This is a genomic window from Sulfoacidibacillus ferrooxidans (genome assembly GCF_022606465.1).
GTDB lineage: Bacteria > Bacillota > Bacilli > Alicyclobacillales > SLC66 > Sulfoacidibacillus > Sulfoacidibacillus ferrooxidans.
The window spans coordinates 446,980-471,639 of the sequence record NZ_JALBUF010000001.1 but is presented as its reverse complement, the minus strand read 5'-3'; the positions used below and the strand labels follow the sequence as shown (position 1 = coordinate 471,639).

Below are 24,660 nucleotides of genomic sequence, written 5' to 3'. Positions count from 1 at the left end.
AAATACATCAAGTGGTCGTAACTTTTATATTATACTAAATGATAGGCACATTTGACATTTGAATGGGCTAAATAGAAAAATAGAGGATCTCGTATGGTAAACAAGCGAATAGGTGGATATAACCACTTTTCAAAGTGAAAGGAAAAATGGTAGGGTAGTCATAGAACTGAGAGAGGAGTGGATCCGATTTGGAACCTATTATTCATTATGTACAACAGATGGCTTTTCGCGATACCAATATATTAGGGGTAATCGCGTGGCATATTGTATTAGCGTTACTCATTTATTTTATCGCGTTGATCATGATTAAAATTGGGAATCGAATGATCCACCACTTTCTTAGAATGCAGACTCGACTAGATGAACGGCGACGACAGACGCTAAACTCGTTATTTGAAAATATTTTAAAGTACACAGTGTACTTTGTTATCATCCTGACCATATTGCCGCTGTTTGGCGTCAATATCGCTGCTTTATTAGCTGGAGCTGGTGTGGCAGGTCTTGCTATTGGCTTTGGCGCCCAGACGTTAATTAAAGATTTTTTTGCAGGTATATTTATTCTTTTTGAGGATCAATACGGAATAGGCGATTGGGTAATGATCGACAATGCTTCAGGTGCAAATAATGTTACGGGTAAAGTCATTGCTGTGGGCATGCGTATGACGTCCGTGCAAGTGTGGACTGGTCAGATTGTTTACATTCCAAATGGTACGATTCTACAAGTGACCAATTATTCTAAAGATATTAATCTTGCTGTTGTGGCATTTAACGTGGGATATGAGACAGATGCAGATACGGCATTGCATATTGTAAAAGAGGTATTAAAAGAAGTTAGTGAAGAAGATCCCAATGCTATAGGCGACATTCAAATTCTTGGAGTTAATCAACTGAATGACTCAACCTATACGGTAGAAGCCACGTTGCAATGTAAACCGTATAGTCAATTTTCCGTTCAACGGCTAGCTTATCGCAAATTGCAAGAACGTTTTCTTGCAAGAGGGTTATCGTTACCGTTTCATCGCGAGGTGTGGATGAACGGAGAATTTCATGCGGCAGCTGCAAAAAGTGATGACGCTAGCTCTGTGACATGAGTTAAACACGATGTCACAGAGACGATCTTACCGTGTATCATCCATTACCACGGAACAGGATTGGTTTTGAGTTCTCTTTCCCAGAAATCATGTAACTGTGCGACGATATGTTCAGGCATGATTTCTGTAGCTGCTCCAAGGTTTTCATGCAATTGTTCTATGTTTTTTATTCCTGGAATCACCGTAGAGATCTCCTGATGCGCAAGAATAAATTGAAGCGCACTTTGTGTTAACGATACCCCGGGTTTTTCGATGAATCGAATATCCTCAACCAATTCTGCTCGCCGCTGCACATCTGCCTGTGACCAACGCTTACGAATGCCCTCGAACTGACTATTCGCATGATATTTACCTGACAACCAGCCAGAGTCAAGAGGGACTTTCACGATCAGTGCAATGCTGTTGTTTTGAGCTGCCGTAAAGGCGTCTCTTGTGTCTTGATGGAAAATATTAAATAAAATCTCCATCACTTCTGTATCTGTGTTTTCTATTACGTGTAGCATCTCGTGCGCTGTATCGATTGACAGACCGTAGGCGCCAATGAGTCCTTCTTGTTTTAAGCTGCGTAGCATGTTGAATTGTGGGCTATCGCCGTCCATCAATTCTTTTGCAGGATTATGCAATAAGACAGAGTCTAAGTAATCTGTTCCTAGGCGTTTAAGACTAGATAACACGGAGTTGCGTATGCCTACTGGAGAAAAGTCAGAAGTACCATCAGCTGTGTGTCCTACCTTTGTATTGATCACCACTTCATGTCTTCTATCTTTCAATGCTTCTCCGAGGATCGCTTCGCTTTTACCATAGCCAGGAGCAGTATCAAAAAAATTGCATCCAAGATCGATGGCAGCGTGAACAAGTGCTATGGCATCGGCTGTTTGCATATTCCCCCAATCCTTTGCATTGCCTAATTGCCATGCTCCAAATCCAATTTCAGAAACAGATGTACCTGTCTTTCCATATGCTCTTTTTCTCATGTAGATGGTCTCCTAATCTCTTCATTACTCATATGATTGGGCATATATACTTTCTATTAGTGGAAAAATGCGAGGATAAAATGGAAGTTTACTACCACTGTTTGAATCAATGTCCAAACTCCAAAACCTACTCCTGCCAGGAGCATCAGTTTATTTGAGGGTCATAATCCTCTCCAGAAACGCAACATGTGTTCACGTCCATTCTATGAAAACTGATGATCGATCTTCACGTCATTATAACTAAAATGAATAGCTTGTGCCAAATGGATTTGCGATTATTTAGCAATTTGCCTATACGGATGGGGTGTATATCTGAATACAGTACATTATGTCTACGAAGGAGGGAAATCGAACATGGGTACTTTTGGTGGATATACTCGTTGGGCAGTCGTTTTTCTCATTATCTTTGTACTGTTCTTCTTGTTAGTACCAAGCTATACAACCGTATGTAACACAGTTCCTGTTAACTAACTGCCTATGGAGGTTACGTCTTTTTGACGTAACCTCGTGCTTACTTTTAACAAGTGAATATGGTAATATAGAGAATAAAATTTTGTTGAAAGGATCGATGACGTTGCAGAAATATGTGATGGACAAGCTGTTTAAGGGGATGAATTCGACCTCTTATCAGGTTAATTTCTGGGACGGAAGCTCTTCACATTATGGGGCTGATCGCCCAACGTTCATTCTTCATTTTAGAGAAAAACCGAATCTTCTTACATGGATGAGAAGCCCAGTCGTTTCGTTTGGGGAAGCCTATATGAATGGGGCTGTTGACATCGATGGAAGTATTGAGGCGGTGATTCAATTAGCTAACCATCATCGAGATTTGGTGTGGAAAAAAGGTGCTCGTCCCACGAAACAAAAAAATTCAGCGAGTAAGTCAAAACAGAATGTCGCACATCACTATGATATTGGTAATGATTTCTATAAATTGTGGTTAGACGAGAGCATGAGTTATTCCTGTGCATATTTTCAGACGGCAGATGACACGTTAGAACAAGCTCAACTTCAAAAAATTGATCACGTACTAAAAAAGTTACAACTCAAGGAAAACGAAACGTTACTGGACATTGGCAGTGGCTGGGGAAGCCTCATCATTCGCGCGGCTACAGTCTATGGCGTAAAAGCAAAAGGAATCACGCTGAGCGCTGAGCAATATCAAAAAACAGTGGAACGAATTCGTGAACAGCATCTCGAACAGCAAGTGGAAGTAGAATTAGTCGATTATCGTACACTCGCAAAAAGAGGAGAGACGTTTGATAAGATTGCAAGTGTTGGCATGTTTGAGCACGTAGGTCAACAAAATCATCGCGAATTTATGGCAACGATAGAAGCAGTGACAAAAGATAAAGGACTTATCTTGCTTCATACGATTACGCAGCCATTTGAAATTCCTAACGACCCGTGGATTGAAAAGTATATTTTCCCTGGCGGCTATATTCCCTCTTTGCGTGAAGTGGTTACGTTACTCCCAGAGTATAATTTTCATGTTTTGGATATTGAAAATTTACGGACTCATTATGCGCGTACGCTAGATCATTGGTCGGCTCGATTTGAACGATCATTGCCTACCATAAAAAGTATGTTTGACGAACGGTTCATTAGGATGTGGAGGCTTTATCTTCAGGCAAGTGCGGCCTCGTTTCGAACGGGTAATATTCATATCCATCAAATGTTGTTTTCTAAAGGAATAAACAATGATCTAGCCCTAACTCGCCAACATATCTATTCATGAAACGGAATAGTGAAGGAGTGTTTATATGGATTTAATGGGGATACACCACGTAACAGCGGTCTCGGCTCACATACGTGAAAATCATCAGTTTTACACTACCATTTTAGGATTACGTCTAGTCAAGCGGAGTGTTAATCAAGATGATGTAAGTGCCTATCATTTATTTTACAGTGGAGATCGTAAGGGAGCTCCTGGCAATGACTTAACATTCTTTGATTGGGATGCTCCTCGTGAAAAGCGTGGAACTCGCAGTATTATTCGGACGTTTTTGCGTGTTCATGGCGCAGAAGCTTTAACTTGGTGGGATCACTGGCTTATCCAACAAGGAGTAGCGCATAGTGGTGTCATTGAGCTAGATGGACGTATGACGATTCTTTTTGAAGATCCTGAGGGGCAACGGCTTGCTCTCGTGGATGATCAGGGAAAAGGAGATCGTCATGATCCGTGGGAAAAGAGTCCCGTTCCAATTGCCTATCAGATTCGTGGACAAGGTCCTATTATGTTAAGTGTGCCTGAATTGCAAGGTACTGACCTAATGTTAAAAACGGTTCTTAGTATGCGACAACTTCGTCAATACCCCCACATAGATGATGCATCGGTTAACGTGTATGTGTATGAGATGGGGGAAGGTGGTCCGCATGCTGAAGTGCATGTGGCGGTTGAACCCCATCTTTCTGTAGTACAACCAGGTGCAGGTGGCGTGCACCATGTCGCTTTTCGCACACCTAATGAGACGGAGTATCATCAATGGACACATCGACTACGTGAATGTCGCATTCCCAATAGTGGTGAAGTGGATCGTTATTGGTTCCAAAGTTTATATTTTCGCGAGCCAAATGGCATTTTATTTGAAATTGCTACAGATGGTCCCGGGTTTGGTGTGGATGAAGATATAGCGACGTTGGGTGAAAAAGTAGTTCTTCCACCGATGCTCGAGTCGCAGCGCGATGAAATTGTGGCTCACCTAAAACCTATTGAGTAGGCGATTGATGACTCATTTAATAACCATTCTGTTGCAATAAAGAAAGATCATTGGGTATAGCAGATGCTAAAAATGAATCGATGGTCAACATGGAGTTTGCTCCATCTACGCCCTGTTTTCCATAAGTCGAAGGCGATGTGGCTGTTTGTGCGTTATCGACAATACCGACCACTTGTCCATAGTGATTGAGCACAGGCCCACCACTATCGCCTGGTTCCACGCCACCTGTAAACTCCAATTCGTTGTATAGCGTTCCGTAGTGTATGACTTGGATGGTGTCGTTTGTGCCCGTGACTAGATGGGGGTTAGAAACATGGAGTGCGTGTCCTAATGAATATCCGAAATAGGTAATTGGCATATCTATCTGTACCTGCTGTGAGGCAATTAATCCTGCAGGTGCGCTATAAAAGAGCGGCTTAAGTAACGCGAGATCGTCTGTCTCTGAATGAGCGATGAGCATGGCTGGATACATGAATCCATGGATATCGATATGAAGAAATGTGCGATAGTGTTTCACCACATGCCAGTCTGTTAAGATATACCCTCCTGGAATGAAAAATCCTGTTCCGTCATCATACTGAAAGGATAAATCGTGAATACCAGCTACCTTCACCACAGATCCCTCTGTTTGCGGGATGATCGTTGACCAGGGGATGTACGTTGTGGTAGTGATTTTGTGACTCCATGGACCTTTGACGATCGTGCCGTTGATGGAAAAAAGTGCACGTACCTGGCACGTATAGGTTTCGTTTGGTCCCGCTGTTTGAATGGATTCACTAGTAGCAGGGACTTCATTGATTGTTGTAGGAGTTCCATTTGAAGTGATGATGTTGTAGTCATAAGAGGTGGCACCAGAGACAGGTGTAAATGAAATCGTAAACCCGTGTGAAGAGAGCTGTTCAATTTGTACCTGTTGCGGAGCCACGTGGGTGTTCACTACAGGAGGTAGAGATACATTTTTTTGTGCACTGGATAGAGTAGATGTGTTTGAAGATGAACTGTCTGCATTAGGTGAATAAGTGTCAAATGGTGATTGTAAGCTTGCATTTGCTTGGACTGTTGCATAGGCAATCCCACCTGCAACTAGCGTGAGACCAATGGTTGCAGGCACCCATACTTTTCGCAACCAGCGCCTTTTTTCTGCATAGGTCAATTCTTCTGGCTCATCGTCCACATGTGCAGAATTTTTGCGTATGGTAAGTACTTGCTTGTAGCTTTTGCAGGTGATCATAGATGCAGGTGTAAATAAAATATGACCATGAGAGGAACTCGCATGGTGGCCGTCGTACACTACAAACCATGTGTCGCGAGTTTGCGTTCTTAAAAATTCATCCATTGCAGCTGGAATGGCTTGTGGTGAATCGCTAAGCTCAAAAACAGCTTCTTTTAACAGTGGAGGACGATGCATGTGCCGATGAGCTTCTTTTATGATCTGTTCTGCAGTTTTTTTGTTAGGCTCATAGCAAAGGAAAAGTGGCATCCATGGCCCTACTTTCTGTAGAGGGATCGATTAACAATAACAAGTTAGCTAGGAAGTCCATCTTTGTAGGGATGTAAAAGTGCAAATACAGCCGCTAATGAGGGCGTAGGAATGCCGTATGTGCGTCCCATTTCAATCATAGCCCCTTGAATACTATCAATTTCTAAGCGTAATCCTTTTTCCAGATCTCGGTGCAATGAGGATGTCATGCTCGCTGGAACAGCAAGAAATTGTTGCATCAGCAATTCTTGTATGTGTTCTGGGAGTTCAATCCCATTTGCGTTGGCCACTGATACAGACTCTGCGATTAGATCTTCTAGAAAATGGAGCGTGACTGGATCTGCGCGTACGACTCCAATGGGTTGTCTCGTTGTTGCCGTAATTGCGCTAAACGTGCAAAGAAACAGGTATTTTTTCCACATTTCTATCATGATGGAGGAACTCGCTGTTACTTGTACAGTAGATTTTCTGAAAGCGTCCTCCACTTGGGAGAGAAATGATTCTGAAATTCCATCGCCAATTTGCCCGAAAACAACATGTTGCAGTGAGCTTGTATGGATGATATCTCCCATTGGATTGAGAGTAGTTTCGATGTAGCATGTGCCGCCCAGTACAGATGAGGAGCCGTAGGCATCGAGTAAGATGTTCATGTGTTGCACGCCATTGAGTAGTGGAAGTACGATGGCGCCATTCCTTACTAATGCAGAAATCTGTGGTAGCGCCGCTTGAAGATGGTAGTTTTTCAGTGCGACAATGACGAGCTGTGGCACCTCTATGTCAAACGTGCTAAGAATCAGTTGCGGTTGTATCGTAAAATTGCCATGTACACTTTCGATCTGTAACCCGCGCTCTCTTAACTGCTCATAGCGGTTTTTGCGCACGAGAAACTGTACAGAGTAACCAGCTTTTGCAAGTTTAGCACCAAAATATCCTCCAACTGCTCCCGCACCTAGCACGACAATATTCAAGTGTAATCCCTCGTCTCAAAAAGTATATCTTAGCTATTTTTTTATCATAACATAATTACAAACAATAGCGTCTATTGCACTCGTAATCTAATGAAACTAAGCAGGCATATGCTTGGATAGTATATGATCATCTATATGAAATGGAGGAATGACGATGACGGCTAAGTATTGGACCTATCAGGAAATGTGTGATGCACTCTATCGTTTGAAGGAAGACTATCTAAATTTTATGGATGTAGTGGTGATTGGTCAGAGTCGTGATGGCCGAGATATGCTAGCTGTAGTGTTAACCAATCTTCAGACAGGGATAGCGGAAAGTAAGTCTGCCATTTTTGTCGATGCCAATATCCATGCAGGGGAAGTGGCGACAAATGCAGTTGCTATGTATTGGATCGAGTGGTGTTTAGATAACTATGGGAAAGATGTAGAGGCAACTGAGCTCCTTGACTCACATACTGTCTACGTGGTTCCACGCATTGCTGTAGATGGTGCAGAATTATATCTAACCACTCCAGCGCGATTTCGTTCGAGTCCACACAGTTATCCATACTCTGAGCCACCAGAAGGATATATATGGGATGATGTCAATGACGATGGGCATATTCTTTCGATGCGCGTGAAGGCGGAGGATGGTGGTTTTGCTATTGATGAAGTAGATGCGCGAATTATGAGGCCAAGGCGTCCGGGAGAAATGGGAGGACAGTACTATCATGTGTTTCCAGAAGGTCGTATTGATGTTCTCTCGCAATCTGGTAAATTGCCTGTGTGGTCTAGAGCTTCTGATGCGAAGCGTTCGACGATGGACTTCAATCGCAATTTTCCTATACGGTGGGCAGGTGAGAAGGGTCAACCTGGAGCTGGAACTTTTCCTTTGTCAGAACCAGAACTTCACCACCTAGCTCATTTTATTATTGCACATCGCAATATTGCGGCATATGTGGCACTACATACTACAGGCGGCGTGATCTTACGACAGCCATCTACAGGGGATGACACGGTATTATCTGAAACGGATCGTTATCTTTTTACACGTGTTGCAGAGATGGGCGCAAAACTTAGCGGATACTTTGCTGGCTCCAATTATCAGATTTTTGCTACTGGTCATGAAAAAGTGCTGATGCCAGGTGCGGCAGACGATTGGATGTACGACCATTTTGGTGTCCTTAGTTTTACAGTGGAGATTTGGAATCTAGCTAAACAGGCGGGAGCACGTGGTTATGGAGAACATGGCGTGCGCCATCTTATGACCCTATCCCCAGAAGAGAGAACACAAGATCAACGGAAGATCTATGCGTGGGCTGAGCGGGAAGTAGGAAAAGAGGGTGTCTTTGACTGGATGCCATTTGAACACAAAGATTTTGGACTAGTAGAAATCGGTGGATTAAACCCTAAATTTGTCGTACAAAACCCACCACCGCACATGCTTTTAGATGAATGTGTCGGAGTCAGTGCATTTTTGACGAGGCTTGGACTGTCTACTGCAAAACTGACTATCCCTTCTATTCAGGTGACACAAGAAGGAGAAGAGTTATTTCGCATTGTGGCAGAAGTATCGAATGCAGGATTTCTTCCGACTTCAAGTACAGAAAAAGGGAAAGAACTCATGTTAGAAGGGCTGCGTGCGCGACTACTTGGGCCTGTGGAAGTGGTTGCAGGAAGGTCGCCTGCACCGATCGGTCATTTGGATGGGTATGGGAGTCAGACGACGTATGCACCACCAAAAAGTCAGCGTGGGTATGTGGAGTGGGTGGTGAAAGGTTCACCTGGATCGAGTGTCACAGTGATTTTTGAATGCCCACGTTCTGGGCGTGTCGAACAAAATGTGCAACTGTAAGCAACTGCACTGACGTAGGGATGAAGAGCAGGATCGTAAAGGAAGGCAAAAGAGTGAACAATCCTCTTTTGCCTTCCTTTACACAATGTAAAAGGGATAAAAGGAATAAATTAGATCATACTATGCTGGTGCTCATGTGGATGTGAACAGCGGAGGTGTGGTTGTGGATACCGTATGGCTTGACCGATGGCAGTTTGGCATGACGACAGTGTATCATTTTTTCTTTGTCCCTTTAACCATCGGATTAGTTTTTCTCATTAGTGTGATGGAGACGTTATATATCGTTAAAAAAGATAGCATGTATCGGAGGATGGCTCAGTTTTGGGCCAAATTATTTTTGATTAACTTTGCCATTGGTGTCGTAACAGGGATTATGCAGGAGTTTCAATTTGGAATGAATTGGGCTACATATTCGCGATTTGTTGGCGATGTTTTTGGACCACCGCTTGCGATTGAAGCATTGGCTGCTTTCTTTCTTGAATCAGCCTTTATTGGAGCATGGTTATTTGGGTGGGATAAATTATCTCCTAAAGTTCACTTATTGACGATATGGATGGTGACTCTTGGGACAAGTTTATCTGCTTTTTGGATTCTCACAGCAAATTCCTTTATGCAAGAGCCAGTGGGCTATGTGTTGGCACATGGGCGTGCAGAAATGCGCAGCTTTGGTTCATTGCTGATCAACCCACAGTTGAGAATAGAATTTCCTCATGTGTGGTTAGGGGCAATTGCTACAGGAGCTTTCTTTGTCGCAGGAGTCAGTGCATATTATTTGTTGCGAAAACGCGAGGTAACAATGTTTGCCCAGTCATTTCGCATAGGGATCTTTACGGCATTGATCTCAAGCGTGTTGGTAGTCGTCGTAGGACATGCGCAAGCGCAGCATTTAATTCACGCTCAGCCAATGAAAATGGCAGCATCTGAGTCACTTTGGCACACCAGTTCTTATCATGCACCGTGGACACTAGTGGCGTGGATTGATTCAAAAAATCATCGCGATACGTGGTCTATCAAGATTCCCTATGTCCTCAGCATTCTATCGTATAACCATACGTATGGAAGTGTTCCAGGTATTGAAGAACTGCAGGCAAAGTATGTGAAACAATATGGTCCAGGTAATTATGTACCATCTGTTTGGATTGAATTCTGGACATTTCGCGTAATGGTGGGCGCAGGATCTTTGATGATTGTACTCGCTTTATACGGAGCTTTGCGAGGGTTGCGTGAAGATAAGTATATCTTACGTGAAAAATGGTTCTTAAAATTGATGCCATGGATGATTGGCTTGCCGTTAATCGCCAATTCCACTGGGTGGATTATGACGGAAATGGGGCGTCAACCATGGGCGGTGGTTGGATTACTAAAAACAACTAATAGTATCTCGCCGACTGTTGGTTCACCACTCGTGTTGATGAGCATTCTTGGATTTGGTGCGGTATATGCTGCATTTGCTGTTGTCGATGTGTTCCTTTTTGTGAAGTTTATTCGCAAAGGACCTGATCCTGAAATTGGTCCAGATGAAATGGATGCAACATCCGCGGTTCAACCTCTTTTTGAAACATAGTCAGTGATGAAGAAATACATTTTGTTTTTGGTGGGGTGAGGTTCATGGACTTAAATACCGTATGGTTTATCCTCATTGCGTTTCTGTTTATGGGTTTCTTTGTGCTAGAAGGATTTGACTTTGGAGTAGGGATGATTTCACCATTCCTTGGGAAAACAGATGAACAGCGTAGATTACTCATTAATAGTATTGGCCCTTTCTGGGATGCCAATGAAGTATGGTTTGTTTCAGCGGGTGCAGCGATGTTTGCTGCTTTTCCAAACTGGTATGCAACATTGTTTAGTGGGTTTTATGTGGCGCTCTTTTTACTGCTTATTGCACTGATGGCGCGTGGTGTGGCATTTGAATTTCGAAGTAAGCTCAGTCGTGAAAGTTGGCGAACTTTTTGGGATTGGGCTGCATTTGCTGGGAGTGTTTTGCCTCCCTTCTTATGGGGGATTGCATTAGCGAACCTGATGAGAGGTGTACCCATCGATCGTCACATGAACTATGTAGGGAGCTTTTGGGATTTATTGAGTCCTTATGCCTTGTTAGGTGGCATTAGTTTGACTTTGATGTGTTTATTGCATGGAGCACTGTTTATCACACTAAGATTTACGGGAGATATGCAACATAGAGCACGTCAGGCGGCAAAGAGCATCGGTGTGTGGACGACCATTGGCATGTTTCTATTTGTCATCTATAGTTACTTTGAAACGGATATTTTTATCAAGGTTGGGTTTGATCCGGGGAGCTTACCTGTCTTTGCCGCACTGTCTATTTTGTCTGTACCCTTTCTTGTCTATACAGAACACGATGGTTGGGCGTTCATCTTTAGTGCATCTGCTATTGCCTTTTCTGTAGCGACTGTATTTTTTGATCTCTTCCCACGCGTCATGATCAGTTCCCTTAGCCCCTTGTGGAACTTGACGATCTATAACGCCGCGAGCGGTCCATACTCTTTGACGGTGATGTCGATCATTGCTTTGACGTTGCTTCCGGTGATTATCCTTTATCAAGGATGGACGTACTGGGTATTTCGACATCGCTTGCAACCAGGTGGACATTTGGATTATTGAGCGTACGAAGAATACATAAAAAGCCACGTTACGCGCTTCGTGCACGTAGCGTGGTTTTTATGTGGGGCTACTTGCTCAAAATGAATTTTAGTGTAATGCTTATATTTAGTAAGAGGATGTAATCATGATAAACATGCGGGAGTGACCACAGTGAAATATCGGAGACTTGGACAAACGGAATTAAAAGTATCGGTCGTGGGATTAGGAACATGGCAATTTGGGGGCGAGTGGGGTAAGGATTTTACACAATCCGAAGTCGATGACATGTTAGCTCGAGCAAAAGAATTAGGAATCAATTTTATTGATACGGCAGAGTGCTATGGCGATCATCTCTCTGAATCGCTTATTGGACAGTCGATTGCCAGGGAGCGCGGTGACTGGGTGATTGCAACCAAGTTTGGCCATAAGTACAGTGGACATGCGAGTCGTGTGCAACTATGGTCTCCTAGTTGTGCTACAGCAATTGGAGGATTCACTTCGTGCGTTACAAACAGACTACATAGATATCTATCAATTTCACTCTGGTAGTGATGGTTCTTTTGATCAGGATGATTTGTGGACATTGCTTGATAAACAAGTCTTGGCCGGAAAGATTAGACACTTAGGGATATCGCTTGGAAATAATGACAATCTTCATCAAACCAATAAGGCAAGTGACATTCACGCGAAGGTTATTCAAGTCGTCTATAACAGAATTGATCAAAAACCGGAAGAGCGTGTATTTCCGTCATGTATTTCACAGGATTTAGGTGTGTTGGCACGCGTGCCACTAGCGAGTGGATTTTTGAGTGGAAAATATCAGCCAACGGCTTCATTTGATCAAAATGATGTGCGCGGCAAGCGTCCAGCAGAGCTCATCGCCTCACAACTGCAACAGGTAGAAGAGATCAAACAGAAGGAAGTACCGGCGGGAATCGATATGGCACAATGGGCACTTGCCTGGTGTTTGCAACATCCAGCGGTAACTTCTGTGATCCCAGGATGCAAAAATATCGAACAGGTGGAGTTAAACGCCAAAGCGGCAGACTTGGATGTAGTCAGTCTAAAGCATCCATCGGCTTGGGAGTAGATCGTAGCAAGGGTTTCTGCCATCCATAGAATGTGCGGTACATGGACAGTTGCACATTCTATGGATGATTTTGGTTGAATAAGTAACAGTCTATGACAACTACGTAGAGACAATTGAGCTAGCGTGTGACTTATTCGTATAATCGGACGTAGTTACTGTACATCACCACAAGATGCAGAAAGAAGGGGGATCCGAAATGGGATTTTATAATGATGATCAAGAGCGCACCACTAAAAATCGCACAGCTGGCGTTCGCCCATCGCTCAAGTGGATTGCACAGATTGTCCTTTCGATGGCAGTTGGAGCGGCTACGACGTTGGTGGCTGTTCCGTTGATGGTGCACGCTAATATTCTGCCATCTCCAGCGTTATCTAGTCCGAATTTACAAAATATGAGTTACCATAATCTACGCCCGGTTACTGTGAAGATCAATGATTCTATTGTACAGGCAGTGAAAAAGGTAGAGCCAGCAGTAGTCGGTGTCCTCAACTATCAAGAGATGCAAAATAGCACAACTGGAATGACTTCATTGCAAGAAGAGAGTGTCGGTTCCGGTGTTATCTTTAGTAAGAAAGGGTATATCGTAACAAACTACCATGTGGTGCAAGGGGCAGCTAAGGTTGTAGTTGTCATTGGGAGAAAGGTTCACGTAACAGCTACGGTCGTGGGCGATGACCCTTATACTGATTTAGCTGTTCTAAAGGTGCCAGTCAGTGATCTCTCAGCAAATAATGTTGCAAAGCTAGGAAATTCAGCTACTCTACAAGCAGGACAAGCGGTTTTTGCAATTGGAAATCCGGCTGGTCTGCATTTTGCAGACTCTGTGACAGCGGGTGTGATTAGCGCGACACAGCGTACAGTTCCTGTGATTGATGAAGCTACGGGTGACGTGATCAGCGATCAGACAGAATTGCAGACAGATGCTGTGATTAATCCGGGCAATAGTGGTGGTCCGCTATGTAATCTTGCAGGAGAAGTGGTAGGTATTAATAATTCCAAAATTGTAGCGCACGGATTTCAAGGTATGGGTTTCTCCATTCCGATTAATGAAGTGAAAATGATCGTTCACCAAATTCTTACTACTGGTCACGCTGTACATGCGGCCATTGGAATAGAGGCCGAGTCGCTTTCTGCGGTACCTGAACAGTATCAACCCAACGTCCCCGTTCATGATGGTGTGTGGATTGTAAAAGTGATGACTGCAGGTGCAAAAAGTGCAGGTTTGCAACACGGCGATGTCATTGTTGCCATCAACGGACATACAGTAACAGGGGTGACTGCACTGCAAGCGATATTGTGGAAAGATTATCAACCTGGCCAGTCTGTGATTATCACTGTATACCGCGGACAACAGAAGTTGGAGTTGCGCGAGAAGTTAGGGGACCTACCTGTCCCGTCTAATCCGCCGTCTACAGGCAATGTGCAAGGGTAAAGATGAAGTGTAAAGCAGCAGATGGTGGAGGGAGACATATCTTTGACTAACGATCTTTTTGTGGAGCATGAACAGCATGACGCGCACGGTGTAAGTAGCTTGCCCATTGCAGTTCAACGTTTTATCGAGGTCAAGCAAGCGACAGATGCAGTGTACTCTCCAGATGGAGAGATGCTATTTTTTCTATCCAATAGCACAGGTACACCTCAAATTTGGACATTGTCAGCAGATGCTCCATGGCCGCGTCAGTTGAGTTTCTTCCCGGATCGAATCATGTCTTTTCATGTGTGTCCCAAAGGACAACTATTATGTATGAGCGCAGATATGTCAGGTACAGAGAATGCTCAATTGTATCTTACAGATTATGAAGGGATAGCTGTTCGAAATGTGACGAATGATCCTGCACATATGTATCAGTTTGGCGGTTGGTCTGCAGATGGTCATCGTTTCTCGTATTCCAGCAATAAACGCAATGGGCGCAATTTTGATGTGTATCTGTACGATCTTGATACAGAGACACATACGCTTGTACATCGTAGCGAGTACACCAACCATGCACACAAGTTTTCACCGGATGGACGCTTTGTTCTGATGTCGAGATCATTTACCAATTTAAATAACGATGTGTACCTCGTCAACATTGAAACAGGTGAGCTTATCTTGCTAACTGCTCACGATGGCGAGGCGCATTACGGGTCGTTACACTTTTCTAAAGATGGTAAAAACATATTCTTTACGACCAATCAGGATAGTGAATTTACGCGTGTGGCGATGATGGATGTAGAAAAGAAAACATGGTCCTATCTAACAGAAGATGATTGGGATGCGGAGACACTCACACCATCATCTGATGGTTCAATGCTTGCATACAGTAAAAACGAGGACGGAACATCACAACTATATGTGATGGATCTCGCGAACATCGCAGAAAAAGGAGTGAGTGCGCAGAGGATCCTGGGATTACCTTCTGGTGTGATTGGGCATGTATCGTGGAAACCAAATACGACTAGTTTGGCCGTATCACACAATAGTCCACGTGTAGGTGCAGAAGTTTGGGCTGTAGATGTGAAAGAAAAAGAGGATCATACAACCGCCGTTACGCGTGTGACGTATGCTGCAATTTCCGGCCTTCCACGTTCTGCATTTCATGAACCTGAGCTGATTCATTATCCTACCTTTGATGGTCGGATGATCCCAGCCTACTATTATCGCCCGACAGAAACATCTGGCCCTTTGTCAGTCATTGTCTATGTGCATGGTGGCCCTGAATCTCAAAGTCGCAATGAATTTAATCCGATTTTACAATACTTCGTCCATCGGGGATACGCAGTTCTCGTTCCCAATGTTCGCGGGAGTTCAGGATATGGTCGCACATATGTGCACTTGGACGACGTGCGAAAACGCATGGATTCGGTGGCCGATCTTGCTAAAGCTACAGAATGGTTAGTGGCAGAAGGCAACGCACATAAGGAGCGTATCGCTGTTATGGGGCGTAGTTACGGTGGATTTATGGTTCTTGCGGCGGTAACACATTATCAGACACTTTTTGCAGCGGGTATTGATATCGTGGGAATCGCTAATTTTCGCACGTTTATGGAAAATACCAGTCCATATCGAAGACACTTGCGAGAGCCTGAATATGGCACGGTGGAACAAGATGGGGATTTCTTTGATGAAATTGCACCGAGTCATCGCGTTCATGATATCATGTGTCCGATGTTCATTTCACACGGTGCCAATGATCCACGCGTTCCAATCGGGGAAGCAGAAGGCATCGTTACTGCGTTACGAGCGCGCAATCACCCTGTAGAGTACGTTCGCTTAGAAGATGAAGGACATGGTTTAGTGAAATTGCATAACCGCATCTTGGTTTTTGGAGAGATTGCCACATTTCTTGATCGCTATGTGGGTGTATCAGGACTAAAATAACTGCATCACATGTATACAGGTACAGAGTAGCTAGACTTCTAGCTACTCTGTACCTGTAGTGTTGTTATGATGTTACAAGCCCACCATGCTGTTGTGGAGGGTTAAAACGCACGCGCGTACTGTTTTGGCGCATCTGGAGTTTCTTTGAGATCAGTGGCTGCATGAAGTGCCCAGTATGGATCGCGTAACATGCCACGCGCTATAGCAACAAGATCTGCGTCTTCATTTGCAATGACCGCTTCAGCGAGTGCTGCATCCTCCAGCCTCCCTACAGCAATGATGGGTATAGTGAGTGCATGTTTCAAAGCTCTAGCTAGGGGTACTTGATAACCTGGTGAGCTGCCTGGGCGACCTGCTGAACCGATGGGGCCTTCACCACCAGAGCTGACATGCAGCATATCAACGCCTGCTTTTTGATACTGCTTTGCCATGTCGATACTATAGTCTATACCGTATCCGCCAGCAACGTATTCAATGGCTGATATGCGTAACAATAATGGCATGGTGCTTGGCAATTCGGCTTTGACTGCTTGAATGACCTCGACGCCAAAACGGGATAAATCTTTTCCGTACTCGTCCGAACGCTGGTTGGTTAGTGGTGATTGAAATTGATGGATAAGGTAACCGTGTGCACCGTGTAATTCGATAGTATCGACACCAGCTTGTAGCGCGCGTTTTGCTGTTTGACCGAACTTCTCAATTAAGCGCTTAACCTCATCTGTGGTTAAGGCACGTGGCATCTTGTAACGATCTCCAGGATACTGAATGGCTGATGGAGCGACGGGTACAGGAGCATCTTCTGCCTTGCGACCAGCATGGGCGATCTGAATGCCAATCTTCGCTCCATAGGTGTGGCAGGAGTCTACGATATGGCGAAATGCCGGAATTTGTTCATCTGACCATAGTCCTAAGTCATAGTCTGTGATGCGTCCATCGGGTTCTACATCAGTCATTTCTGTAATGATCAGACCGGCTCCACCAACAGCACGACTTGTGTAATGAACAAAATGCCAATCATTTGGTTTACCATCTTTAGCAGTTACGGAGTATTGGCACATGGGTGCCATGACGACTCGATTTTTTAGATGTAGGTCTTTTATGGAATATGGGGTAAATAATTGCGCCATGAATAAAATCCCCTTTCTTGATTCTATAACTATTGTATAGTCTGTTACTATACTAACGGAAGTAATTAGAGATAACAAGCTCAGTATGCCGAACCTTTGGTTTGACAATACATCATATTTCGATACCATAAAACTCATGAAGTGACTTTACTTAAACATGAGGTGGGTAGATTTTGATGAAAAGTGACAGTGCTATTGCACAGGAAGCGACGATGCTTCCCATTGCGATGATTGCAAAACAGTTAGGGTTAGCAGACGAAGAGTGGGAACCCTATGGACGATATAAAGCAAAAATTCATGTGGACGTTTTAGAAAAAATGAAAAATCATCCAGATGGAAAGTTAATTCTTGTGACAGCGATGAGTCCGACGCCGGCTGGAGAAGGCAAATCTACAGTGACGATTGGCCTTGCTCAAGCCCTAAACAAATTGTCGCAACGTGCGATAGCAGCCATTCGCGAACCCTCCCTTGGACCGAATTTCGGGTTAAAAGGTGGGGCTGCGGGTGGGGGGTATTCCCAAGTGCTCCCGATGAGCGATATTAATTTACATTTCACTGGAGACTTTCACGCGATCACCACAGCGCATAATTTACTCGCTGCACTAATTGACAATCATCTGTACCAAGGCAACGAACTGCATATCGATCCGGATCGGGTGACATGGCGGCGCGTATTAGATATCAATGATCGGTCTTTGCGGCAAGTTGCTATAGGTCTAGGTGGTCGAGGCAATGGCGTGACACGCGAGGCTGGATTTGACATCACCGTGGCATCGGAAATTATGGCGTTGTTATGTTTGGTGGAAAATGCGACAGAGTTAAAGGATGCCTTAGCGCGTATGCTCATTGGCTATACCTATGAAAATGTTCCGGTGACTGTCTCTGATCTTGGCGTGCAGGGTGCACTTGCTGCATTGCTAAAAGATGCGATACACCCAAACTTAGTGCAGACTATTGAAAATACGCCGGCCATAATTCACGGTGGACCATTTGGCAATATTGCTCATGGATGCAATAGTCTGATTGCCACGCAAATGGCGTTAAAACTAGGCGAGTATGTCGTCACAGAAGCTGGATTTGGAGCCGATTTAGGAGCTGAGAAATTTTTTGATATTAAGTGTCGACGTGGTCAATTAGAACCAAGCGCAGCTGTGATTGTGGCGACTGTGCGCGCTCTTAAATACCATGGAGGCATTCCTAAAAAGGACCTCACGATCGAGGATCTAGCTGCGATCACGCGCGGGTTTGCCAATCTAGCACATCATGCACGCATTGTATCGGAGTATCATGTACCGTTTGTTATAGCACTCAATCGCTTTCCGACAGATACGGATGCCGAACTTGCTCATGTCGAGAAACTATGTGCAGAACATGGTTTTCGTGTAGCACTTACCGAAGTATTTGCTAAAGGTGGTGCAGGCGGTATGGAATTGGCGAGAGCTATTATGGAAACAATCGACCATTCCGAGATGAGCTTTGCACCTATTTATGATGTCGAGCAATCTTTACTTAATAAGATTGAAATTATTTGTAAAAAAGTATACGGAGCGCGAACTGTGCAATTTACTGACGTAGCGAAGCGGCAGTTGGCAGACTGTGACCGTCATGGGTGGAGCAACTTGCCCATTTGTATGGCTAAAACACCTTATTCATTTTCTGATAATCCTAGTCTTATAGGTGATGTGCAGGAATTCACGATTACGATTCGCGACATTCGCCCATCGCTTGGTGCAGAGTTTTTAGTGTGTCTCACAGGAGATATTATGACGATGCCTGGGTTACCCAAACATCCACATGCATTAAAAGTGGATCTCGACGAAAGTGGTCAAGTGACTGGGTTATTTTAAATGATCTAGTTAAAAGGAAGTACTTGTCATGAATGGAGAACAGTGAATGAATATTGTGCATTTGATTGAGACTTTTCGCTATGTTGGACTTTTTATCTTGCTCGCACTCGAATATTTTATTTTAATTGTTCCTGGCGAAACAGAATTGACGACAGCTGGAATTTTATCAAAAAATCCACATTATCATTTGAATCCAGGATTGATTATTATTGTAGCCGGACTTGGGACATTTACCGGTGCTATGATTGCTTACGGTATCGGTCGTCTGTTAGGGCGGCCATTTATCCTGAAATACGGGAAATATGTGTTGTTAACGCCCAAACGATTGGAACAGAGTGAAGTTTTATTTCAAAAATACACGATTGTTACGTTAGTGATTTCTCGCTATATTGCCGTTGTGCGCGATATTATCCCCTACGTAGCGGGAATCAATCGAGTCAAGTTGGTTATTTTTGCTCCCGTAGTTTTTGTGTCTTCCTTTCTATGGACAGCCACTTTTGTGATGTTTGGTGGTTTAATCGTCAAAGCGTGGGGCTACGTAAGTCAACATTGGCAGAGTCAGATGATCCCTATTGTCATGGTTGTAGTGATTTTATTGTTGCTGTATTTCTATATTCATTGGCGTATTAAGAAATCGTTAGCCGAGCTGCAGGTCAGGACAGATTCACAGCAACAATCTACGGATGAGTAAAACTTATTTTTCTATTGCCAATTTGCAAAGTATGTTCTAGCATAATGTCTAATCTCGTAACGAGAGGAGAGGCATCATCGAACAGTTTGCAAATATGGTGATGGAAGGTAGGTTATGAAAGATCGTATGGAGATAGAATCGCTCGATGTAGTTCCATTAAGAAAGAAAATGGCGTATAGTGCGAATCAATTAGGCATAAATATGTTGTGGAATGCATTTAATACGGTTGCCGTATTTTTTTATGTAACACAACTAAAAGTATCAGGTGTCGAGTTATCTACTGGTATGATCGTGTACGGGATCATTAATGCAGGGTTGAATTTATTGGCCGGGCATTTTAGTGATCGCACCCATACGCAGTGGGGAAGACGCATTCCTTACATCGTAGCTGCTGGATTGCCTTTTTGCATTGCGTTTTACTTTTTATTTTCTCCTCCCATGTTACATCCCCAAGGATTATTGGTTTATTTTTTACTGTTAACATTTATTTTTGATATTGGATTTACATTAACAGCTCTTAACGTAGGGAGTCTCTTCCCTGAAATGTACCAAGAGGAAAAATCTCGTGTGTATGTATCTGCCATGCAACAAGTATTTGGGATCATAGGACTTATTATCGGCGTCGCACTTTCTAAGTCACTCGGACAGACATTGGGCTGGTCGACGATGGCTATTATTTTTGCAATCATTAGCGTCGTATCCATTTATGTTTCACTTTATGGCTCCTTTGAAAATCCGACTTATCGTCAAGAATCATTTCAATTAGGTAAGGCACTAAAAGCAACTTTTCAAAACAAACGGTTTCTCATGTATGTAGTGGCCAGTTTTTTAGTGCAATTGTCTACAACAATGTTTACTACCGTATCATCGTTTTATACAAAATACGTAGTGGATATGTCTGCGCTACAAAGCAGTCTCTTTTTAGGTGGGATATTTTTAGTGGCGATGCCGGTATCATTTATTTGGGCTAAAATTGCAATTCGCATGTCAACTGTAAAAGCGGCTATGATTAGTACCGTTTTATACATGGGAACCATTCTCGCATTTTTATTTGATAAGTCACCGATTAGCGTGATTGTAACCGGTTTCTCGATGGGGATATCGATCTCTGGTTTCCTCGTATTGTTAAATGTATTGCTTGCAGATGTGATTGATTATGATGCATTTCTCACGGGACGTCGGCGTGAAGGTATGTATCTAGGAATGAACGGATTTATTGTTCGATTGGGTCTATCTGTTCAGTATGCAATTATGGCAATTTTCTTTTCGGTTAGCGGGTATAATAGTCAACTTCAAGTTCAAAATGCGGGAACTGTATTTGGGTTTCGTTTCTTGCTTGGAGGCTTGCCTATTTTCTTTATGCTTATTGCGCTATTGATGTTAGGAAAGTATCATCGCTTGATGAAACCGATGGTTGCGCATGTATCAAATACAAAATATGATAGAAGCTAAAGAATTGCTGTCATCTATATGATGACTTGAGGAAGAAGTGTGGGACATGAGTTCCTTTGTGTGGATCATTCTTGCTGTCATACTTGGCGTCATTGAGCTGTTGAGTACGACATTTATTTTATTATGGGTTGCGCTTTCCGCATTTGTAACTGGGATCCTTAGCTTGTTTCTACATGTTTTTGGCATACAATTGCTCGTGTTTATCTTCTTGTCCATTATTTTATTAATTCTGACGCGACCACTTGTTAAACGTTGGAGAGGATCACCAACTTCTACTTATCAATCGAATGTTCAACGGTTAGTTGGTGAAGAAGGTGTGATGGTGTCAAAGATAATGGAAGGAAAGACAGGGATGGTACGTGTGGGCAATGAAACGTGGAGTGCGCGGGGCGAATTCCCAGAGGCAATTGTGGAACGAGGTGATCGAGTCCTCGTAGTTGCAGTGAAAAGTTCTCTCTTGATTGTGCGTAGAGTAGTGTCGGAGTGACAGGAGTAAGCTTTGCACCATAAGTGGTAAGACAAAATAGGTGGGGAGACTTTCTCAATGGCAGGATTATCAAATGTAGTGATTTTAGTGATTGTTGTGCTTTTGATTCTGCTTTTAGTGTGGCGATCGGTGCGTATTGTAGGGCAACAAACAGTATTTATCGTGGAGCGGTTTGGTCGCTTCCATCGCGCATTAGGTCCTGGACTCAATATTATTTTTCCTTTTATTGATCGAGTAAAGAAAAAACTTGATTTGCGCACACAACAAGTGACCGTTCCAAGACAAGAGGTCATCACAAAAGATAATGTCAATATTAAGATTGAGACGGTATTTTTTTATACGGTGATTGATGCACAGCAAGCAACATATAACATTCAAAATTTCGTACAGGGGATTCAGAACATTACGGCATCCAATATTCGTCAAGTAGTTGGCCATATGGAACTGGATGAAACGTTGTCTGGTCGTGACCGCATTAGTTTTGAATTAAGGCAATCATTAGATGAAGTAACAGAGACTTGGGGTGTGCGGATTGATCGAGTAGAAGTCATTGATATCCATCCACCTACAGAGATTCAAGCGTCTATGGAAAAACAAATGAAAGCAGAACGTGAAAAACGCGCCAATATTCTTCAGGCAGAAGGGGAACGACAGTCTGCTATCTTGCGTGCAGAAGGTGAAAAACAGTCGACCATCTTACGCGCAGAAGCGGAGAAAGAAGCCAATATTCGCCGTGCAGAAGGTGTAAAACAAGCGATCGTTTTGGAGGCTACAGGACGTGCAGAAGGAATTCGCCTTGTCGCGTCTGGAGAGCGCAATCGCATCGAAATGTTGGCTGCTGCGGGATTGGATGAGCAGGTACTCGCTTTTCAGTCATTTGAAGCACTAAGCAACATGGCGCAGGGACCAGCTAGTACGATTTTTATCCCAGCAGATGCAGTGAATGTGCTAGCCAATATGGGCGCGATTAGTAAGGTGTTTCAAGCTACTAAAAATAGTGGGGAATCGCTATAGAGTTGAAAGCTACCCAACAAGGTGTAGCGCACACAGTCACAGCGTGTGCGCTACACCTTGTTGAGCTATTCATTCGTATCGATGGATGGATATAGTACCAATCATCAAATGATCTAGTTAGTTAGTGCGGGATTATCTTGCTGCGTTGACTATGGTCAATACGTTGCTGCGCGCGCACAAGGGCGTGTAACAGCCTAACGGTTAACCGTAGGTGACATAGGGGTCCACATATAACCACCATCTGTCGTGTGAAACACAACACTAGTTGAACCTGGGGATCCAGTGAGCAAATATCCATCTTGCGAGCTTACGAAATCAACTTGCTCAGCTTGCGCAAACTCAGAACCGCTTTGAACTTTTGACCATGTGCTACCACCGTTGTGAGTGACATAGAGAGTACCAGAAACCATGGCATTGCTCTGTCTGTTGGTTTTCGTGTCTAGAACGTAGATTGTCTGTTGATTGATTGGGTCAACAAATTGCACTTGGTTATGGGTGCCTGAAGGTTGTAAAAGAGCAGTAGGCGACCAAGATTCTCCATCATTTGTAGTATCGTATATCATCAATCCTCCAAGCCCATTTAAAACAGGTAAAATACCATGTTGTCCAAAAAACTGCGGAGGAAATATGTTGAGTGGTGAATGGTTTTGCGATGATGGAATAGCCAATCGTTGGCGAGTAAATGACATACCTGCATTTGTTGACTGATATAACCATGCAAATCCATAGAGTGCATTTTCACCTGTCATAAAGCCATGTGTGGGTGTAGAGAAGGCAATGCCATTTTTATTGCCGCCAAATGGAATCGCGGTATGATTCATATCACCTGTAGCAGAGAGCTCCCATGATACGCCACCGTTTGTTGTATGAAAGAGTTTAACACCTTCGGATCCGGCAGCTGCTCCAATATCAACCATCAGCCATCCGTCCTGTGCGTTGACAAATGAAAGAGATGCACCATAACCGGCCACTGGAATAGTTGTAGCGTGCCATGTGCGTCCACCTGTAGTGGTGTAATCGACTCGCGTGTCTACATATTGGCCTTGTGTATTCATTGTTTGTTGAACTATCCAGGCATCTGATGCAGTGAGGAAGTCAGCACCACCACCGCGTACCTTATAGATGGGATTGTCTCCTAATCGTACAGTTGAAAACGGTAAAGGACTGGCATTATTCCACGTGAGTCCACCATTTGTCGTACGCCAAATATGGTGACCAGATAGTCCCCAGCCATCTTCTTGATTGATCATAAAGAGACCTTGCAACGGCAAGGACGGAGTGATTTGTACAGTGGTTGCACGCATATCCCAGTCGGTACCATTCCATGAAGACTGAACAGACAGATGTGCCAGGGCTTGCTCAATGTAATATACAGGGACGTAAGTTGTCATAACGCCACTATATGGATCAAGTGCCACACGTTTTGGTGCATATTCTATGATGACGCTATGAATAGCAATCGCCATTTCATTTTGGGCCATGGTTCTGCTTGTTGGTAGGGAGTGCATGTGTAAGACAAAACGTTTGGTGTTAGGAGTTAGATTCCATACATGTGTTGTTCCATTCCATGTCCCAGATACTTGCATATGTTGCATGGCTTCATTTAGATAATAGATGGGGAGCCATGAAGTGAGATGATGTGTCCAAGGGTCGTTTACTGCGATGTGCATGGCCGTTTCAATAGTTGTTCCATTGAGAGCAATCTGTGTGGACAAGTCTGATGTACCTGTTGCAGCATACGTTTGTTTGGGTAGTGCTAAGCAGGCTACTGTGGAGATCGCCATAAGTGTTGTGATCATGGATGTCCGTTTTTTGCGCAAAATCCCATCTCCTCAATGTCATGTCTACTCTTTAGACGTTGTCTTGAGAAAAAGGTTTCATAGTGTAGCGCAATGCGGAGTCAAGTACGATCACACAGGATGT

18 protein-coding genes and 1 pseudogene are annotated in these 24,660 nt (G+C 43.7%); 14 read left to right on the top strand and 5 right to left on the bottom strand.

The annotated features are described in order from the left end of the window. Nucleotides 1-188: 188 nt before the first annotated feature. The gene (locus MM817_RS02390) at nt 189-1,091 is read left to right on the top strand and encodes a mechanosensitive ion channel family protein (protein WP_241711835.1); all 903 of its coding nucleotides are present in this window, start codon (nt 189-191) and stop codon (nt 1,089-1,091) included. 44 nt (nt 1,092-1,135) lie between these two features. Here the strand turns inward: MM817_RS02390 and MM817_RS02385 are convergent, their stop codons facing one another. After that, nucleotides 1,136-2,065, bottom strand: coding sequence for an aldo/keto reductase (locus MM817_RS02385; protein ID WP_241711834.1), 930 nt, complete (start codon nt 2,063-2,065; stop codon nt 1,136-1,138). Between the two features lie 574 nt (nt 2,066-2,639). Here MM817_RS02385 and MM817_RS02380 point away from each other — a divergent pair. Both MM817_RS02380 and MM817_RS02375 read left to right on the top strand, forming a co-directional pair. Further along, entirely contained in the window at nt 2,640-3,803 is a 1,164-nt protein-coding gene (locus MM817_RS02380; protein WP_241711833.1) for an SAM-dependent methyltransferase, read from the top strand. Between the two features lie 25 nt (nt 3,804-3,828). Further along, nucleotides 3,829-4,785, top strand: a complete 957-nt coding sequence (locus MM817_RS02375; protein WP_241711832.1) for a ring-cleaving dioxygenase — start codon at nt 3,829-3,831, stop codon at nt 4,783-4,785. Between the two features lie 16 nt (nt 4,786-4,801). On the opposite strand, the gene MM817_RS02370 is transcribed toward MM817_RS02375, so the two are convergent. Further along, nucleotides 4,802-6,265: a trypsin-like peptidase domain-containing protein gene (locus tag MM817_RS02370; RefSeq protein ID WP_241711831.1), complete on the bottom strand. Its 1,464-nt coding sequence runs from the start codon at nt 6,263-6,265 to the stop codon at nt 4,802-4,804. Nucleotides 6,266-6,309: 44 nt separating this feature from the next. Continuing rightward, nucleotides 6,310-7,233 carry a ketopantoate reductase family protein gene (locus MM817_RS02365; RefSeq protein ID WP_241711830.1) on the bottom strand — a complete coding sequence of 308 codons (924 nt, stop codon included), beginning with the start codon at nt 7,231-7,233 and terminating at the stop codon, nt 6,310-6,312. Between the two features lie 154 nt (nt 7,234-7,387). On the opposite strand from MM817_RS02365, the gene MM817_RS02360 reads away from it, so the two are divergent. From MM817_RS02360 to MM817_RS02335, 6 genes and pseudogenes are all read left to right on the top strand, one after another. Beyond that, nucleotides 7,388-9,067, top strand: coding sequence for a M14 family metallopeptidase (locus MM817_RS02360; RefSeq protein ID WP_241711829.1), 1,680 nt, complete (start codon nt 7,388-7,390; stop codon nt 9,065-9,067). Nucleotides 9,068-9,230: 163 nt separating this feature from the next. Further along, nucleotides 9,231-10,631: a cytochrome ubiquinol oxidase subunit I gene (locus MM817_RS02355; RefSeq protein WP_241711828.1), complete on the top strand. Its 1,401-nt coding sequence runs from the start codon at nt 9,231-9,233 to the stop codon at nt 10,629-10,631. A gap of 44 nt (nt 10,632-10,675) precedes the next feature. Beyond that, nucleotides 10,676-11,689 carry a cytochrome d ubiquinol oxidase subunit II gene (cydB, locus tag MM817_RS02350; RefSeq protein WP_241711827.1) on the top strand — a complete coding sequence of 338 codons (1,014 nt, stop codon included), beginning with the start codon at nt 10,676-10,678 and terminating at the stop codon, nt 11,687-11,689. A gap of 150 nt (nt 11,690-11,839) precedes the next feature. Continuing rightward, a pseudogene (locus MM817_RS02345) lies at nt 11,840-12,758 on the top strand (aldo/keto reductase). Nucleotides 12,759-12,954: 196 nt separating this feature from the next. After that, entirely contained in the window at nt 12,955-14,190 is a 1,236-nt protein-coding gene (locus MM817_RS02340) for a S1C family serine protease (protein WP_241711826.1), read from the top strand. A 42-nt stretch (nt 14,191-14,232) separates the two neighbouring features. Beyond that, on the top strand, nt 14,233-16,119 hold the full coding sequence (locus MM817_RS02335) for a S9 family peptidase (RefSeq protein WP_241711825.1): 1,887 nt from the start codon (nt 14,233-14,235) through the stop codon (nt 16,117-16,119). A 101-nt stretch (nt 16,120-16,220) separates the two neighbouring features. Here the strand turns inward: MM817_RS02335 and MM817_RS02330 are convergent, their stop codons facing one another. Then, on the bottom strand, nt 16,221-17,246 hold the full coding sequence (locus tag MM817_RS02330; RefSeq protein WP_241711824.1) for an NADH:flavin oxidoreductase/NADH oxidase: 1,026 nt from the start codon (nt 17,244-17,246) through the stop codon (nt 16,221-16,223). A gap of 176 nt (nt 17,247-17,422) precedes the next feature. Here MM817_RS02330 and MM817_RS02325 point away from each other — a divergent pair, with 176 nt between their 5' ends. From MM817_RS02325 to MM817_RS02305, 5 genes are all read left to right on the top strand, one after another. Further along, entirely contained in the window at nt 17,423-19,093 is a 1,671-nt protein-coding gene (locus MM817_RS02325) for a formate--tetrahydrofolate ligase (RefSeq protein WP_241711823.1), read from the top strand. A gap of 46 nt (nt 19,094-19,139) precedes the next feature. Further along, complete coding sequence (locus MM817_RS02320) at nt 19,140-19,784, top strand: DedA family protein (protein WP_241711822.1); 645 nt, start codon at nt 19,140-19,142, stop codon at nt 19,782-19,784. A gap of 114 nt (nt 19,785-19,898) precedes the next feature. Then, nucleotides 19,899-21,236 (top strand): MFS transporter, encoded by a 1,338-nt coding sequence (locus MM817_RS02315; RefSeq protein WP_241711821.1) that lies wholly within the window; start codon nt 19,899-19,901, stop codon nt 21,234-21,236. Nucleotides 21,237-21,282: 46 nt separating this feature from the next. Continuing rightward, a complete protein-coding gene (locus MM817_RS02310; RefSeq protein ID WP_241711820.1) occupies nt 21,283-21,723 on the top strand; it encodes an NfeD family protein in 441 nt (146 codons plus the stop codon). A 57-nt stretch (nt 21,724-21,780) separates the two neighbouring features. Further along, on the top strand, nt 21,781-22,737 hold the full coding sequence (locus tag MM817_RS02305; RefSeq protein WP_241711819.1) for an SPFH domain-containing protein: 957 nt from the start codon (nt 21,781-21,783) through the stop codon (nt 22,735-22,737). Between the two features lie 194 nt (nt 22,738-22,931). Here the strand turns inward: MM817_RS02305 and MM817_RS02300 are convergent, their stop codons facing one another. Next, entirely contained in the window at nt 22,932-24,557 is a 1,626-nt protein-coding gene (locus MM817_RS02300; RefSeq protein WP_241711818.1) for a WD40/YVTN/BNR-like repeat-containing protein, read from the bottom strand. Between the last annotated feature and the right edge of the window lie 103 nt (nt 24,558-24,660).